This is a genomic window from Arthrobacter sp. YD2 (assembly GCF_030410475.1).
In the GTDB taxonomy this organism is placed as follows: Bacteria; Actinomycetota; Actinomycetes; order Actinomycetales; family Micrococcaceae; genus Arthrobacter_B; species Arthrobacter_B zhangbolii.
The window spans coordinates 1,070,774-1,086,726 of the sequence record NZ_JAUHHB010000001.1 but is presented as its reverse complement, the minus strand read 5'-3'; the positions used below and the strand labels follow the sequence as shown (position 1 = coordinate 1,086,726).

The following is a 15,953-nucleotide window of genomic DNA, read 5'->3' as shown; positions in this document are numbered from 1 at the left end:
GGTTACGGCTCCACCGAATGAATCAGTTCAACCACCCGGGTCAGCACTGTGGCGTCGGTTTCCGGGGGAACACCGTGGCCAAGGTTGACTACGTGGCCGGGAGCCGATGCGCCGGCGGCGAGAACCTCACGGACGTGGGCTTCCAGGATGGGCCACGGGGCGCTGAGCAGAGCGGGGTCGATATTTCCCTGCAGCGGGGTCCGGCCGCCGAGCCGGCGGTTGGCTTCGTCCAGCGGAAGCCGGTAGTCAACGCCCACTACGTCCACGCCGACGTCGCGCATGGCCACCAGGAGTTCGGAAGTGCCGGTGCCGAAGTGCACCAGCGGGGCCCCCAGGCCGCGGACGTGGTCCAGGGCGCGGGCGGAGGCCGGGGCAACGTGCCGGACGTAGTCCGCCAGGCCCAGGGAACCGGCCCACGAATCGAACAGCTGTCCGGCACTGGCACCGGCTTCAAGCTGGGCGCGCAGGAACATGCCGGAGGCGTCGGCTGCCCAGGCGGTCAGCGCCTGCCAGGCATCCGGGTCCGCGTGCATCATGGTGCGCGGGCCGAGGTGGTCGCGGGAAGGCTTGCCCTCCACCATGTACGCCGCAAGCGTGAACGGGGCGCCGGCAAAACCGATCAGCGGCTTGGACCCGAGTTCGGCAACGGTCAGCCGGACTGCCTCACGGATCGGCTCCAGGGCTTCTTCGGTCAGCCGCGGCAGGGCGGCAACGTCCGCTGCGGTGCGCACCGGGGAACCAAGCACAGGACCAACGCCGGGAACAATGTCCACGTCCACCCCGGCGAGTTTCAGCGGGATGACAATGTCGGAGAAGAAGATGCCCGCATCAACATCGTGGCGGCGCACCGGCTGGAGGGTGATCTCCGCGGCAAGTTCCGGCCGCAGGCAGGAGTCGAGCATCCCGATTCCCTCGCGCGCCTTCAGGTACTCGGGCAGGGAGCGGCCTGCCTGGCGCATAAACCACACCGGGCGGCGCGTCGGCGTGCCGCCCCGGTAGGCGGTGATCAGGGGGGAATCGGCCGTGCGGCCATCCAGCAGCGGATGAGTGGCGCTAAGAGTCATACTTTGATTCTCTCCAAAATCCGCGGCAATCGATAACCGGGGCCATCCGGGCCCGCCTGGTGTCCCTTCTCACACCCCCGCAGGCGTGATTCCGGCCGGCCCGGTTGAAGGGAACCTGCCGGGGGTGGCTAGTATTGACCTACTGTGGTTCTACTTTCCCTTATTGCTACGCACACCGACGTAGACCTGGAGACTGTCGCCCGCCTGAGTGCCGGCGCGTCCGAGGTCCCGTCTTCGCTGGTCGAATCCGGAACCGCCGTTACCGGCTCCGTGGTCCTTGCCACCTGCAACCGGCTGGAGGTGTACTGCGAAACGAAGTCCGACGACGACGTCGAGGCCGCACGTTCCGCCGTGGTCGCAGAGATCAGCCGGCTCTCCGGCATGAGTGAGGACCAGGTGTCCCGTTCCTTTGCCACCAATACCGGTGAATCCGTTGCCCAGCACCTGTTTGCCGTGGGCGCGGGCCTGGACTCCGCCGTGGTGGGCGAACGCGAAATCGCCGGCCAGGTGCGCCGGGCGCTGATTGAAGCCCAGGAATCCGGCACGGTCAGCGGCGGGTTGAGCAGATTGTTCCAAACCGCTTCCCGCACCGCGAAGGATGTTGGTGCCATGACAGCCCTCGGCAAGCGGGGGCTTTCCATTGTGTCCGTTGCCCTCGGCCTGGCTACCGACCTTTCCGAAGATACCGACTGGTCAAAGAAGTCAGTGGTGGTCTTCGGCACCGGCGCCTATGCCGGCGCCACCATGGCCCTGCTCAAGGACCGCGGCTGCACTGACATCAGTGTCTACTCCTCTTCCAACCGGGCCGAGTCCTTCGCCGCCTCCCGTGGCGGCCGGCCGCTGACGCGCAAGTCCCTTCCGGAAGCGCTGACCAACGCCGACGTCGTGATCGGCTGCAGCGGCAGTGACAGCCAGGTCAGTGCCGACGATGTCCGCCGCGTCCGCGCGGCAGCCGGCAAGCCGCTGATCATCATTGACCTTGCCCTCACCCACGACTTTGATCCCGCCGTCCGCGAGATCGACGGCGTCGAACTCATTACCCTGGAATCCGTCCGGCTGGCGGCCCCCGCGGAGCAGGCCGAGTCGCTGAAGCAGGCCAGCAGCATTGTTGCCGAGGCAGCCAGGAATTTCTCCAAGCAGCAGCTCAGCCGTGAAATGGATTCCGCGATCATCGCGCTGCGCCGGCACACCCTGAACGTCCTGGAGTCCGAGCTGGAAAAGGTCCGCTCCCAGCACGGTTGCTCCGGCGCGGCCGAGGAAGTGGAGTTTGCCATGCGCCGCATGGTCAAGCAGCTGCTCCACGTGCCCACGGTCCGTGCCCGCGAGCTCGCTGCCAGCGGCCAGCAGGAGGACTACATCCGCGGACTCGAAGCCCTGTACGGCATCACCGTGGACCGTGCGGACACAGCAGGCAATGCCACACCGGCTGCTCCCTCCCCCGCCGCCGAAACGGACGCAGAGGACGCCGGCCGGAATGAACCCAGGTCCGCGTAGTCTCCTGCACCGTCCCGCATAGTCCTGGCCCGCCCCCCTGGCCCTGCCACCGTCCGTAGCCGGATTCCTCAGTACAGCGGTTTCTCCGGTTCCACCCGGCGCACCCATTCAAGGATCCCGCCGGCGACGTTATAGACCTCCGGGTAGCCCTCGCCGCGCAGATAAGCAGCCACTTCCGCAGACCGGCCGCCGGATTTGCAGTGCACGTACACGGGGCGGCCCGGATCGGGCCGGAACCCGCCCGCCAAGACCGTGCCCCGCGGCACCAGCCGCGCCCCTTCGATGTTGACAATCCCGTATTCCCCCGGCTCGCGCACGTCCAGAAGTTCGAAGTCGCGCAGCCCGGCGGAGCGTTCCGCGAGCAGTTCCTGCAGGACCGCCACGTCCACCTCCGGGCCAGCCGGTGCTGCCGCCGGCGCCACCCCGCAGAACGCCTGGTAATCGGTGAGCTCGGTTACCGGTTCGGCGGCCGGGTCGCGGCGGACCCTTACCTCGCGCCAGCTCATTTCCATTGCATTGAAGACCAGCACCCGCCCCAGCAGGGTCCGGCCGGTACCGGTAATCAGCTTGATGGCTTCGTTGACCATCACGGAACCGATCTGTGCACAGAGCACACCAAGCACTCCGCCCTCGGCACAGGAAGGCACCGATCCGGGTTCGGGTGCCTGCGGAAACAGGTCACGGTAGGTCGGCCCGTGCAGGCCCCAGAAGACGCTGACCTGGCCGTCAAAGCGGAGAATGGAACCCCACACGTACGGCTTGCCCAGGATCTCCGCCGCGTCATTGACCATGTAGCGGGTGGCGAAGTTATCCGTGCCGTCCACAATCAGGTCATAGCCGGAAAAGATATCGAGCACGTTTGAATTATCCAGCCGCTCCCGGTGCAGGATGAGATTCACCAGCGGATTCAGCTCGGCCACGCTGCGGGCCGCGGATTCCACCTTGGGACTGCCCACATCCGAGACCCCGTGGATCACCTGGCGCTGCAGGTTGGAAAGATCAACCACGTCGTCGTCGACAACACCGAGGGTGCCTACTCCCGCGGCCGCCAGGTACAGCAGCGTCGGGGATCCCAATCCGCCGGCCCCGACCACCAGCACCCGGGCGTTCTTTAGCCTGCGCTGGGCATGGACCCCGAACCCGGGGATGATCAGGTGCCGGGAGTAGCGTTCGGTTTCTTCACGGGTGAGTTCCGCTCCCGGCGCCACCAATGCGGGTAGTTCCGTGGCAGGAACCGGTGAACTTGCTAAGGTCATGAAGTCCAATCTAAGCCACGGGTATGGCTCTTGGACCTGTCGCTACAAACACCCGCAGGTAAAATAATGGTCATTGTCCGTGCAGCGGACCGCGCCGGAACTGTTGAAAGGTCCATCAGTGAGTAACCAGGCAGCCGGCAAACCGGTTCGACTCCCGCGGGAGGAACGCCGCCGGCAACTGCTGAGCGCCGCTCAGGAGGTGTTCGTAACGCACGGTTTCCACGGTGCGGCAATGGACGAGATCGCCGAGGCCGCGCATGTCAGCAAGCCCGTGCTCTACCAGCACTTCCCGGGCAAGCGGGAACTGTATATGGCGCTGCTGGATAACCACCTCAATACCCTCACCGAATTCCTGGATACGGCGCTGAAGTCCACCACGGATAACAAACTGCGCGTGCGGGAAACCATGCGGGCCTATTTCCGTTTCGTCGCCCAGGACAGCCAGGGGCACCGGATGGTCTTTGAATCCGATCTGACGTCCGATGCCGAGGTCAGCGCACGCATTGAGGAATTCAATGCCCGGTTCGCCAGCAGTATTGCCGGTGTAATCGCCGAAGACACAAAGCTCTCCCATCTGGAAGCCACCCTGCTTGGGCGTGCGCTGGCCGGCATGGCGCAGGTCAGCGCACGTTACTGGCTGGAAACCGACGGCGGATTGGACATCGATGCCGCGTCCGAGCTGGTCTACCGTTTAGCTTGGCGCGGAATCAGCCGGTTCCCCAAGGAGATCTAGAGTAGATTTCGAGAAGTTCTTAATCGTTTACAGGAGGCACCACGGTGGAAGTAAAAATCGGCATTCAGAACGTAGCCCGCGAGATTGTCTTCGAGTCCGGCCAGAGCGCCGATGAAGTTGCCGACGCCGTGGAGCAGTCCCTGGCCAGCGGCGCGCTGCTGCGCCTGAAGGATGTCAAGGGCCGCCTGATCGTGGTGCCCGGAGCTTCCATCGGCTATGTGGAGATTGGCGCCGAAGAGGTCCGCCGCGTCGGTTTCGGCGCACTCTAGCCGCACCGCCGCCGGATTATGCTCAGCCTGATCCTCGTTACCCTGACCGCCGCGGCGGCCGGCCTTGCCGTCTGGGCTGCGGACCGGCACCGGGACAGATACGGTGTGCTGCTGCTCCCGGGCATCGCCGTCTGTGCCGCGATCCTGACCTGGATTGCGTTCCAGATGGCCGGGGCCGCGTCCTTTGAATCCGCATGGATCGGATGGGCGGTGCCGGCCGCGGTAGCCGTCCTGGCCCCGCTCATCGCAGCCGTACCCATCGGCCGCAAACGGGCAGCTGCCGACGCAGCAGAGCAGGACCGGATCCTCCGGCTCTGATCCAGCCGTGCCGAGAAGGCCCGGCCGGTGCACGTTCGGGGAAATCATGCCGGGCGAGGCTGAGACGCTAATCAATAAGGTGCTGCTCCAAAAGACACAGCTCAATAGGACGCAGCTCAACAGGACGCAGCTCAATAACGGGACGGCACTTCGGTGCCGTCCCGTTTGCTGTTTCCGGTTCCGGTTCCGGCCGGGGACCGGCTGCCCGTCCGGGACGCGGGCGTCCTTCCGGGTGCCCGCTGCCGCTTACTGCAGGGCACGCGCCGGCCGGCCCGAGGAAAAGCCGCTGTCCACGGGCGCGATGCGTTCCAGTTCGCGGGCGAAAACCCCGGCTGTCCTGGCGTGGCCTTCGGGGCTCAGGTGCCTCCCGTCCGGCCGCATCGCCCCATTGAGGCCGTAGCGGGCCCACCAGTCCCCCGGGCTGAGGAATTCCAGCCCGGCTTCTGCTGCGGTAGCCGCGAGCAACCGGTCCACGTCCTTCCGCGGGCCGGTGCCGTCTCCGATGACTCCGACCATAAGGATCCGTGCCGAAGGATAGCTCTGGCGTACATCGCTGATCAGCCGGCGGGCGCCGCTTTGAATCTCTGCCGCTGAATGTGCGGTGTCGTTGCCGCCGCCCTGCAGGATGATCAGCGCGGGCTCTCCCCACGGCAGCAGCCACTGATGTGACTCGAGTGCCTGGGCGTATGCGGAGACCGTTCCGTTCCCGTGGGCGAATCCGGTGCCGTTGGCACCCCGGAGGATGGGCCGGTAACCGGCCTGGATCAGGCCCTGTCCAACCCAGGTCTTTATCGAAGTCTGGGAATCGCCGATCACCAGGGCGGACTCATCGACGCCGGGAACCACGCTCATTACCCGTCCGGTCACGGGGTCATACATCAGCGAACCGTTCTGGAAGTCAGTGCGGAATCCGTTCCCATGGGGGTACTCGGAGCGTATCGGAAACCCGAGGGATGCCCCCTCGGGGGTGTTCCAGACGCGATGGACGGCGTCGCGGACCAGATGCGCGCCGGTGTCGGCATTCCGCAGTTCCAGGCGCGCACCGATCTGCCGGCTGCACCCGGCAGCATTACAGGTCACCTTCCCTGCCTGCACGGCCGGTGACAGCCCCGCTTTCCGCTGGGTTTCCGCCAGCACCTGCAGATCCCGCCAGGCTTCCCTGGGAACGCCTGCGGGCGCAAGGCCGGCTTTGAACGATCCCGAATTCAGGGTCTTGGCGGCTGCGGCAGGCTTGGCGTATCCCGGCCGGTCCGATCCGCCGGGGCCGGGAAACGGGCTGCACAGGAGCAGGCAGGTCAGCACGGCAACACCCGCAAGCCGCCGCGCATGAAGGACTGGCCCCATTCGTTCCTCCGCGTTGGTTCCCCCGTAGCCGCCGGTCCTGGCCATTGGCTCCCTATGGGGGAAGCGTAGCGGCCGTCAGGCAGTTAACCCCAGAAGACTCATACGTTTCGAATGATTACGTGTCAGCTGTGCGGTGAGCGCCTTGATTTCGGCGTCGACGGCCTCGCGCCCCTGCCCCTCAAGCAGGCTCCCCGGGAAGGCACGTTCCACCACTACGCGCTGGGCCTGGGTCAGGGCCTCGCCCACCAGGCGCCGGCCCCACAGTGCCAGCCGGGAGGCAAGCCGCGGATCGTCGGCCAAGGCTACCTTCAGCCGCCCCTGAAGGATCTCCCCGGGCTGTTCTGTGGCTTTTAGTCCCTGGATCAGGCTGTTGGTCTCTGCATCCAGCCAGGAGGCGACAGCCTGGTAGAAGTCATCGGAGATGGCATCCGTGACGTAGAACTTCATCAGTGACTCGTACCAGTCCGCGGGCCGGGTCCGGTCATGGAAGGCGTCCACCGAAGCCTGGAAGGGCCGCATGGCTTCTTCCGGGTCCACGCCCATGGCGGTAAGCCGCGTGCAGATCACTTCGAAGTGCGCGTATTCGTGCACCGCCAGCCGTCCGAGCGTGGCGCGGTCATGCAGCGTGGGGGAAAACCTTGCGTCGGAGGACATCCGTTCAAAAGCGGATAGCTCCCCGTAGGCGATAGCCCCGAACAGATCCGTCAGGAACCGCTGATACGTCTCCGAGGCGTCCTGTGCGTCCGTTGCGGAAGAGGCCGGCAGATCCGAATGATGCCCGTTAGTCATAACGGCCAGCGTACCCGGCGCCGGAGCCCCGAAGCACGGCGGCGGCGCGCCCGGGCCCCTCCACGTGTCACGGATGCAGGGCGATCAGCGGGTGCCGGGTAGACTGGTGAGGTAGTAACTGGATGCCCGGTCGTCTGTCGTATAAGTAACGTATGAATAGTCACGTGACCTGCTCACGTGAAGTTATTGTTTTGACCAGACCCGCAAACCCTACGCGATCTTGAATTTTCGGCCGCCGCCGTGGCCAATGGAGCACAGGCGGCCCGCAGTTGTTAGCCCGCGATCGGCTTCCGCTGGACGCGCACCGCGTGCGTGCCATCCGCTCCGGGATGGGCTGTCTCAGCCACTCGTCGAGCCTGGCACCCCGCGCTGCCTAAACTGAACGGTATTTAATTGAACACTGAACTTTCCCAGGTTGAGGACGATCGTCACCTCACCGCAGATGACAGCAACGAAGAACTGACGGTTGCCGACAGTCTGGCCACCAAGGCCGAGGCTGCGGAAATCCCCGAACTGACCTTCGCCGATTTCGGCGTTCGTGCCGACATCGTGGAATCCCTTTCTGATGCCGGAATCACCCACCCCTTCCCGATCCAGTCCATGACCCTGCCGGTTGCACTCGGCGGGCATGACATCATCGGCCAGGCCAAGACCGGCACGGGTAAGACCCTCGGCTTCGGCATCCCCGCCCTGCAGCGCGTGGTGGCGCCCGACGACGAAGGCTATGCCGACCTCGCGGTCCCCGGTGCCCCGCAGGCCCTGATTGTGGTGCCTACCCGCGAACTGGCTGTCCAGGTGGCCGGCGACCTCACCACCGCGGCCCGCCGCCGCGGTGCCCGCATTGTCACCATTTACGGCGGCCGTGCCTACGAACCGCAGATCGAGGCCCTGGCTGCCGGCGTCGAAATCGTTGTGGGCACCCCCGGACGCCTGATCGACCTCTACAACAAAAAGCACCTCTCGCTGAAGAACGTACGCATTGTCGTCCTCGACGAGGCCGACGAGATGCTGGACCTCGGCTTCCTGCCGGACGTGGAAACCCTGATGGCTGCCACCCCGGCGGTCCGCCAGACCCTCCTGTTCTCGGCCACCATGCCCGGTGCCGTCGTCTCCATGGCACGCCGCTACATGACCAAGCCCACCCACATCCGGGCGGCCGATCCCGATGACGAAGGCCTGACGAAGAAGGACATCCGGCAGGTGGTCTACCGGGCGCACAACCTGGACAAGGCCGAGGTGGTGGCCCGCATCCTGCAGGCCCGCGGCCGCGGCCGGACCATCATTTTCACCAAGACCAAGCGCACCGCCGCGAAGCTCTCCGAGGAACTCGTGGACCGCGGCTTCGCCGTTGCCGCCATGCACGGCGACCTGGGCCAGGGTGCCCGCGAGCAGGCCATGCGCGCCTTCCGCAACGAGAAGGTGGACGTACTGGTGGCCACCGACGTCGCCGCCCGCGGTATCGACGTCGACGACGTCACGCACGTGATCAACTACCAGTGCCCCGAAGATGAAAAGACCTACCTGCACCGCGTGGGCCGCACCGGCCGCGCCGGGCACAAGGGCACCGCGGTAACCTTCGTGGACTGGGACGATGTTCCCCGCTGGGGCCTGATCAACAAGGCCCTGGGCATGGACCAGGCCGAGCCGGTGGAAACCTACTCCTCCTCCCCGCACCTGTACACCGACCTTGATATCCCCGAAGGCACCAAGGGCCGGCTGCCGCGTGACAAGCGCACGCACGCCGGTATTGACGCCGAGAAAATCGAGGATCTGGGCGAAACGGGCAAGTCCGGCGGACGCAGCGGCTCCACCCGCGACGGCGGCCGCGGCCGTTCAGAGCGCAGCGGGTCGGCCCGCTCCGGCTCCCGGGAAGGTTCCCGCAGCTCCTCCCGCGAAGGATCCCGGCGCGGCGAGTCCCGCTCCGGTGAGTCCCGGCGCGGCGAGTCCCGCTCCGAATCCCGCAGTGCCGACCGTCCCGCCGAATCGCGGCAGGCAGAGGCACGGGCGGCAGCGCCCGCAGCCGACAAGGCCGCGGACCGTCCCCGCCGCAGCCGCACGCGCCGCCGCAACGGCGAGGTAGTGGCCAAGTCCAGCCCCGCCGCCGAATAGCCGCAGCACTGCTATGAGCACCCCTTTGTGGACGCCGGACGGCGGGTCGCTGGTGGTACACGCGGACAACGCGGAGTTCCTCCCGACCCTGCCGGACGGCTCCTTTACCATGATTTACGTGGACCCGCCCTTCAACACCGGGCGTGCCCAGCGCCGGCAGCAGACCACCATGGTCCGCAGCATCGACGGCAGCGGCGACCGGATCGGTTTCAAGGGCCGCAGCTACAGCACGGTCAAGGGGCTGCTCTCCAGCTACGACGACGCGTTCGAGGACTACTGGGCGTTCCTCGAACCCCGGCTGGCCGAGGCCTGGCGCCTGCTCGCTGACGACGGCACCCTCTACGTGCACCTGGACTACCGCGAGGTGCACTACGCAAAGGTGATGCTGGACGCCCTGTTTGGCCGGGACTGCTTCCTGAACGAGATCATCTGGGCGTATGACTATGGCGGACGGGCGAAAAACCGCTGGCCGGCCAAGCACGACAACATCCTGGTCTATGTGAAGAACCCGGACGCCTACCATTTCGACAACGCCGAAGTGGACCGCGAACCGTACATGGCCCCGGGCCTGGTCACCCCGGAAAAGGTGGCGCTGGGCAAGCTGCCCACCGATGTCTGGTGGCACACCATCGTCTCCCCCACCGGCAGGGAAAAAACCGGTTACCCCACCCAGAAGCCGGAGGGCCTGCTGCGCCGTGCCGTGGCCGCCAGCAGCCGCGAGGGGGACTGGGTGCTGGACTTCTTTGCCGGGTCGGGCACGCTCGGCGCGGTGGCGGCAAAGCTGGGCCGCAAATTCGTCTGCGTGGATGCGAACCCGCAGGCCATTGAGGTCATGTCCCGGCGGCTGGGCTCCGCCGCATCCGTGGTGTCCGCCGAAACGGGCCGGCCGCTACCTGCTGCAGGCGCCTGACCAACGCGGCCCCGGTGCCGGGGCCGGCTTCCGGTTCAGTCCGGCACGGTGCCGGGGCAGGCTTCCGGTTCAGTCCGGCAGGGTGCCGACGACGGCGCTGCCGGTGCCCAGTTCGGCGATGCGTACCAGCACGGCCGGGTCGGTGGTGAATTCCGCCAGCCGGTTCGGCTTGCCGGTTCCGTGGTAGTCGCTGGAGCCCGTGACCAGCAGCGAGTTCTCCCCGGCGAGCCGGCGCAGCCATTGCCGGCCCTCTTCCGGATTGTCCCGATGGTCAACCTCCACACCCAGCAGCCCGGCGTCGATCATCTCGTGGAAGGTGGCCTCGCCGACCACCCGCCCTCGTGAGGACGCCACGGGGTGCGCGAACACAGGCACTCCCCCGGCCTGCCGCACCAGTTCCACGGCGCGGGCCGGCTCCGGCGCATAGTGCGCCACGAAGTACGGGGACCGCGCAGTCAGGATCCCGCTGAATGCCGCCGAGCGGTTCGGCACCACGCCGGCCGCCACGAGGGCATCGGCGATGTGGGGCCGGCCGATAGTGGCTCCGGGCGCTACCTGCTCCTGCACCGCTGCCCAGTCGATGGGAAAGTCCTCGGCCAGGCGGGAAACCATCAGTTCCGCGCGTGAGACCCGGGCCGCGCGTGAGCGGGCGATTTCCTCCAGCAGCCCGGGATGCTCCGGATCGTGCAGGTAGGACAGCACGTGCACGCTGATGCCCTCCGCACTGCGGCAGGAGACCTCCATGCCCGGCACGAAGGCCAGGCCCAGCTTCACAGCCGCCGCCGCGGCTTCGGCCCAGCCGGCGGTGGTGTCATGGTCGGTCAGGGCCACGACGTCGAGCCCGGCGTCAGCAGCTGCAGCCATGACTTCGGCGGGCTGTTCGGTGCCGTCCGAAACGCTGGAATGGGTATGCAGGTCTATTCTCACGCTTCCAATCTAACGCCCCGTTCCGCCTTCTCTTCGCTGCACCTGCGGGTACCGGCGGGAAAGGGTGTTTTGCCGCTTAGCGGGGCGGTGAGACGATGGAGGGGTGACTACAGACGCTAAGGCCTTCCCCGAGAAGGCATTGACAGAGAACACCCTGCCCGAGCCCTCCGAGGGCCAGCCGCTCGAGGACCGGGTCAACAACCGCTCACAGCGGCCCTCCTCCGAAGCGTTCAAGAAGTTCATGTCTTCCGGCTGGGCCCCCGAGTCCGGCGAACTTCCGGAGCGCGACGCCGTGGCTGATTTCGCTGCACGCCGCCGCCTTGCCCTCTCCGGGCGTTTCCCCGGCGAACGGCTGGTCATCCCCGCCGGTCCGCTGAAGGTCCGCTCCAACGACACCGACTACCGCTTCCGCGCGCACTCCGGCTTCGCCCACATGACCGGCCTTGGGCTGGACCGCGAACCTGACGCCGTGCTGGTGATGGAACCGGTGGAAAACGGCACCGGTGACGACGGCGGCAACCACACCGCCGTTCTGTACTTCCGTCCCCTCGCCGGCACCGACAGCGACGAGTTCTACTCCAACGCCCGTTACGGTTCCTTCTGGATCGGTGACCGCCTGGGCCTGGAGGCCGTCAGCAGCATGCTCGGCCTGCCCGCCCGCCACCTGGACGAAGCGGAAACCGCCATCACGAACAATGTGGGCGATCCGCAGTTCGGCGGCGTCTCCGTCCGGCTGCTGCGCGGCGTCGACGAAATGGTTGACGCCCTGGTGGACACCGTGCGGTACAACACCGCACTGGATCCGGAGAACGCCGATCTCAGCGCACTGGATGCCCTGGACGGCGAGCTCACCGAGGCCCTTTCCGAACTCCGCCTGATCAAGGACGAGTGGGAAATCGAGCAGATGAAGGCCGCCGTGGCCGCCACCGTCAACGGCTTCACCGAAGTGGTCAAGGCCCTGCCCCGCGCCATTTCCCACCCCCGCGGCGAGCGCGTTGTCGAAGGTGCGTTCTTTGCCCGGGCCCGTGAAGAAGGCAATGACCTGGGCTATGACACCATTGCCGCGGCAGGGAACAATGCCACCGTGCTGCACTGGATCCGCAACAACGGTGCGGTGCGTGCCGGTGAACTGCTCCTGCTCGACGGCGGAGTGGAAGCCGAAAGCCTCTACACCGCCGACGTCACCCGCACCCTGCCGATCAACGGCACCTACACCGAGGTCCAGCGCAGGGTCTACCAGGCCGTCCTCGACGCAGCCGACGCAGGCTTCGCCGCTGCCCTGCCCGGTGCGAAGTTCCGCGACGTGCATGCTGCATCGGTCAAGGTCCTGGCCGAGCGCCTGGACGCGTGGGGCCTGCTGCCCGTTTCATTGGAGGAGGCGCTCTCCCCCGAGGGCCAGCAGCACCGCCGCTGGATGCCGCACGGCGTCAGCCACCACCTCGGCATGGACGTACACGACTGTGCCCAGGCCCGCGCCGAGCTGTACCTGGACGGCACCATCACCGAGGGCATGGTGTTCACCATCGAGCCCGGCCTGTACTTCAAGGACACCGATCTTGCGGTGCCCGAGGAATACCGCGGCATCGGCGTGCGGATCGAGGATGACATCCTGATCACCGCGGACGGTCCGGTGAACCTGAGCGACGCCCTCCCCCGCAACCCGGACGACGTCGAGGACTGGATGGCCGGTATCTACGCCGCAGAGTAACCACCCGGCAGCCCCCGCCGGGTACGCAGAAGGCCCGCACTTATCAAAGTGCGGGCCTTCTGCGTACCTGCCGTTTCTTAGCCGCGGTGGCGGCCTTCGCCGGTGTCATCGGATCCGGAGGCGGCGGGCTGCTGTTCGGGGCTGCCCGGTTCCTCCGGTGCCTTGTCCAGCGTGGGTGCCTGTCCGGGGGAAACCCGGGCCTGTGAATCCTGGGCCTGTGATTCCTGTGCCGGCGACTCCTGTCCCGGCGAATCCGATGCCGGAGCCGGCCGGGGCGTGCGGCGGATACCGTACTGGGGACGGCCGTCCGGCAGGTCCGGGAACTGGCCGCGCCGGGTCGTTGCCCGGGCGGGGTTCTCGGTTGCCGAAGCGCCGGCGGGAGCCTGACCGGTGGTGTTCGGTTCCTCCGGAGCGGTGTCCGCTGCCGGCCGGCCGTAGGGGTTGGCCCAGCCGGAGGGACGCTCGGGAGCCTGTCCCTGCGCGCCGTTGACCGGCGGATGAAAGGTGGGTGCGTTCGGTCGGGCGCCAGGCGCCTGCGGGTGGCCGGCCTGGCCGACCATGGGCAGCTGGTGCAGCAGCCGGCGTGCCTCATTGGCTGCCTCCGGGGCCACAATCACGTCGTAACTGGTGGCTATGACCTGGCTGGTGGAGGTGAAGTCCCTGCGCCCGCGCTGCAGTGCGTAGGCGAGCACGCCGAAGAGTACCCAGAACACGGCGCCGAGTGCCATGGACGGAATCAGGGAAATACCCGCGCCGCTGCCGCCGAAGAGCATCAGGGCAAGGCCCACAAAAAGGCCGAACCAGGCACCGGTGGCTGCACTGGAAAGCGCAACCCGCGGATACGTCAGCCGGCCCGTGACCCGTTCCACTGACTTCAGTTCGTTGCCGACAATCGAAACCATCTGCACCGGGAACTTGCTGTCAGCGAGGTAGTCCACTGCTTTCTGGGCGTCCAGGTAGGCGGTGTACCGTCCTACGGTTTCGCCCTGGGGCAGGCTGCGGCCTGTGTCCGGCTTGGGTGTGGCACCAAATAGGTTCGACATTTCCCCATTCTCTCGCATGGGCGTCCCGGAAGGGTAACGTATCGCTGGCAGTGAACGGTCCGCTGCCGGCCTACCTCTTAATACGGCGTTAGCTGCGGGCACAAAGTAGCCTAATGATGTGAGCACAAATCCTACCCGTGTCTTTATCGCGCGCCTGCTCGGCCTTGATGTCTTCGATCCGCTCGGTGACCGTCTGGGCCGGCTGCGCGACGCCGTCGTGCTCGACCGCGGTCCCGGCCGGCCGCCGCAGGCGGTGGGCATTGTGGTGGAGGTACCCGGCAAAAAACGCGTTTTCGTTCCGCTGACCCGCATCACCTCCATGGACCCGGGACAGATCATCTGCACCGGGCTGGTCAATCTGCGCCGGTTTGAACAGCGCGGCGCGGAGATGCTGGTGGTCGCAGAGCTCTTTGACCGCCGGGTCAAGCTGCGTGACGGCAGCGGCGACGCCACCATCGAAGACATTGCCATTGAACAGAACCGTGCCGGGGACTGGCACGTGTCCAACCTTTTTGTGCGCCGCGGCGGGTCGGCGTCCCGGCTGGGGTCCCTGCGCCGGCGCGGCGAGCAGATGATCGTGGATTGGAAGGACATCGTCCACTGGGACACCTCCGGGCCCCAGGCTGCGACCTCCTTCGTGGCGCAGAATGATGATCTGAAGGCCGCCGACTTCGCCGAGGCGCTGCACGAGATGAGCGGAAAGCGCCGTATCGAAGTCGCCAGCGAACTGCAGGACGAGCGCCTCGCAGACGTGCTCCAGGAACTCCCCGATGATGACCAGGTCGAGATCCTGCAGTCCCTCCATGTGGAACGGGCGGCCGATGTGCTGGAGGAGATGGATCCCGATGACGCGGCCGACCTGCTCAACGAGCTGCCGGAGGAGCAGAAGGAAGAACTGCTGCAGCTGATGGAGCCCGAAGACGCCCGTGACGTCCGGCGCCTGATGAACTATGAGGAAGACACCGCCGGGTCGCTGATGACCCCGGTCCCGGTCATCCTGCCGCCCGAAGCCACGGTGGCCGAAGCACTGGCCCATGTGCGCCGGGAGGAACTCACCCCCGCCCTGGCCTCCTCCATCTACGTGTGCCGCCCGCCGCTGGAGACGCCCACCGGGAAGTATCTCGGCGTGGTGCACATCCAGCAGCTGCTCCGTTCCGCTCCTCCGGAGGCACTGGGCAACATCCTGGACACGGACCTGGAACCGGTCCGGGACTACGCCACCATCAGCGAGGTCTCGCGGATGCTGGCCACCTACAACCTGAATTCACTGCCGGTCATCAGTGACGCCGGACGGCTGGTCGGGGCGGTGACGGTGGACGACGTGCTGGACCACCTGTTACCGGACGACTGGCGCGTTTCCGACGAGACCGGCCCGATAACGCAGCAGGGAAGGAAAAATGGCTGAGAAGATCAAGTCGACGACCAGCGGCCTGGATACTCCCCGCACTGCACGCACGAGATGGCTGCCCCGGCTCTCCCCCAACCCGGATGCCTTCGGCCACGCCACGGAGAACTTTGCCCGGTTTATGGGCACCCCGCAGTTCCTGGTCTACATGACCGTTTTCTGTGCGGTCTGGCTCATCTGGAACACCTGGGGTCCGGAATCGGCCCGGTTCGACAGCGCTGCGCTTGGTTTCACCGTCCTGACGCTGATGCTCTCGCTGCAGGCCTCCTATGCCGCACCGCTGCTGCTGCTGGCCCAGAACCGGCAGGATGACCGTGACCGTGTCTCCGTCCGTCAGGACCGGGAACGCGCCGAACGCAATCTGATGGACACCGAGTACCTCACCCGGGAAATCGCCGAGCTGCGCATTGCCCTGCGCGAAGTTGCCACCAGGGACTATGTACGGTCCGAAATCCGCGGACTGCTCGAAGAACTGCTCGAAGCCAATGACGAGGACGGCGGCAGCAGGCGGCGCCGGCGTAATGGCGAGGGAGCCGATGCCATGCCCAAACTCAATCCCGGCGGGAGGGACAGCTAGGCCGTGA

General features: G+C 66.5%; 15 protein-coding genes. 9 read left to right on the top strand and 6 right to left on the bottom strand.

Annotated elements, in window-relative coordinates; translation table 11 throughout:
- Positions 1-2: 2 nt before the first annotated feature.
- Positions 3-1,064, bottom strand: a complete 1,062-nt coding sequence (gene hemE / locus QWJ37_RS05330; protein ID WP_227903608.1) for a uroporphyrinogen decarboxylase — start codon at positions 1,062-1,064, stop codon at positions 3-5.
- A 144-nt stretch (positions 1,065-1,208) separates the two neighbouring features.
- Between hemE and QWJ37_RS05325 the strand changes: the two genes are divergently transcribed.
- Positions 1,209-2,558: a glutamyl-tRNA reductase gene (locus QWJ37_RS05325; RefSeq protein WP_356881299.1), complete on the top strand. Its 1,350-nt coding sequence runs from the start codon at positions 1,209-1,211 to the stop codon at positions 2,556-2,558.
- 68 nt (positions 2,559-2,626) lie between these two features.
- Here the strand turns inward: QWJ37_RS05325 and moeB are convergent, their stop codons facing one another.
- Positions 2,627-3,814, bottom strand: coding sequence for a molybdopterin-synthase adenylyltransferase MoeB (gene moeB / locus QWJ37_RS05320; RefSeq protein ID WP_290244518.1), 1,188 nt, complete (start codon positions 3,812-3,814; stop codon positions 2,627-2,629).
- A gap of 118 nt (positions 3,815-3,932) precedes the next feature.
- Between moeB and QWJ37_RS05315 the strand changes: the two genes are divergently transcribed.
- The 3 genes from QWJ37_RS05315 to QWJ37_RS05305 are packed head-to-tail and all read left to right on the top strand — an operon-like array spanning position 3,933 to position 5,134.
- Entirely contained in the window at positions 3,933-4,547 is a 615-nt protein-coding gene (locus QWJ37_RS05315; protein WP_227903614.1) for a TetR/AcrR family transcriptional regulator, read from the top strand.
- Positions 4,548-4,591: 44 nt separating this feature from the next.
- A complete protein-coding gene (locus QWJ37_RS05310) occupies positions 4,592-4,816 on the top strand; it encodes a DUF3107 domain-containing protein (RefSeq protein ID WP_227903616.1) in 225 nt (74 codons plus the stop codon).
- Positions 4,817-4,834: 18 nt separating this feature from the next.
- Positions 4,835-5,134 carry a hypothetical protein gene (locus tag QWJ37_RS05305; RefSeq protein ID WP_290244515.1) on the top strand — a complete coding sequence of 100 codons (300 nt, stop codon included), beginning with the start codon at positions 4,835-4,837 and terminating at the stop codon, positions 5,132-5,134.
- A gap of 246 nt (positions 5,135-5,380) precedes the next feature.
- On the opposite strand, the gene QWJ37_RS05300 is transcribed toward QWJ37_RS05305, so the two are convergent.
- Together QWJ37_RS05300 and QWJ37_RS05295 are read right to left on the bottom strand one after the other, a co-directional pair.
- Entirely contained in the window at positions 5,381-6,478 is a 1,098-nt protein-coding gene (locus QWJ37_RS05300; protein WP_290244512.1) for an SGNH/GDSL hydrolase family protein, read from the bottom strand.
- Positions 6,479-6,553: 75 nt separating this feature from the next.
- Positions 6,554-7,267 carry a ferritin-like fold-containing protein gene (locus tag QWJ37_RS05295; RefSeq protein WP_227903623.1) on the bottom strand — a complete coding sequence of 238 codons (714 nt, stop codon included), beginning with the start codon at positions 7,265-7,267 and terminating at the stop codon, positions 6,554-6,556.
- Between the two features lie 459 nt (positions 7,268-7,726).
- Here QWJ37_RS05295 and QWJ37_RS05290 point away from each other — a divergent pair, with 459 nt between their 5' ends.
- Together QWJ37_RS05290 and QWJ37_RS05285 are read left to right on the top strand one after the other, a co-directional pair.
- Positions 7,727-9,376, top strand: coding sequence for a DEAD/DEAH box helicase (locus tag QWJ37_RS05290; protein WP_227903986.1), 1,650 nt, complete (start codon positions 7,727-7,729; stop codon positions 9,374-9,376).
- Between the two features lie 13 nt (positions 9,377-9,389).
- Positions 9,390-10,286, top strand: a complete 897-nt coding sequence (locus QWJ37_RS05285) for a site-specific DNA-methyltransferase (RefSeq protein ID WP_227903624.1) — start codon at positions 9,390-9,392, stop codon at positions 10,284-10,286.
- Between the two features lie 69 nt (positions 10,287-10,355).
- Here QWJ37_RS05285 and QWJ37_RS05280 read toward each other — a convergent pair whose 3' ends face one another.
- Entirely contained in the window at positions 10,356-11,213 is an 858-nt protein-coding gene (locus tag QWJ37_RS05280; RefSeq protein ID WP_227903625.1) for a PHP domain-containing protein, read from the bottom strand.
- 139 nt (positions 11,214-11,352) lie between these two features.
- Here QWJ37_RS05280 and QWJ37_RS05275 point away from each other — a divergent pair, with 139 nt between their 5' ends.
- A complete protein-coding gene (locus QWJ37_RS05275) occupies positions 11,353-12,921 on the top strand; it encodes an aminopeptidase P family protein (RefSeq protein WP_290244834.1) in 1,569 nt (522 codons plus the stop codon).
- 77 nt (positions 12,922-12,998) lie between these two features.
- Here the strand turns inward: QWJ37_RS05275 and QWJ37_RS05270 are convergent, their stop codons facing one another.
- Positions 12,999-13,964 (bottom strand): general stress protein, encoded by a 966-nt coding sequence (locus QWJ37_RS05270; RefSeq protein ID WP_290244508.1) that lies wholly within the window; start codon positions 13,962-13,964, stop codon positions 12,999-13,001.
- 118 nt (positions 13,965-14,082) lie between these two features.
- Here QWJ37_RS05270 and QWJ37_RS05265 point away from each other — a divergent pair, with 118 nt between their 5' ends.
- Positions 14,083-15,369 carry a CBS domain-containing protein gene (locus QWJ37_RS05265; RefSeq protein WP_227903627.1) on the top strand — a complete coding sequence of 429 codons (1,287 nt, stop codon included), beginning with the start codon at positions 14,083-14,085 and terminating at the stop codon, positions 15,367-15,369.
- On the top strand, positions 15,362-15,946 hold the full coding sequence (locus QWJ37_RS05260; protein ID WP_227903628.1) for a DUF1003 domain-containing protein: 585 nt from the start codon (positions 15,362-15,364) through the stop codon (positions 15,944-15,946). The genes QWJ37_RS05265 and QWJ37_RS05260 overlap by 8 nt, the downstream gene beginning before the upstream one ends.
- Positions 15,947-15,953 lie beyond the last annotated feature (7 nt).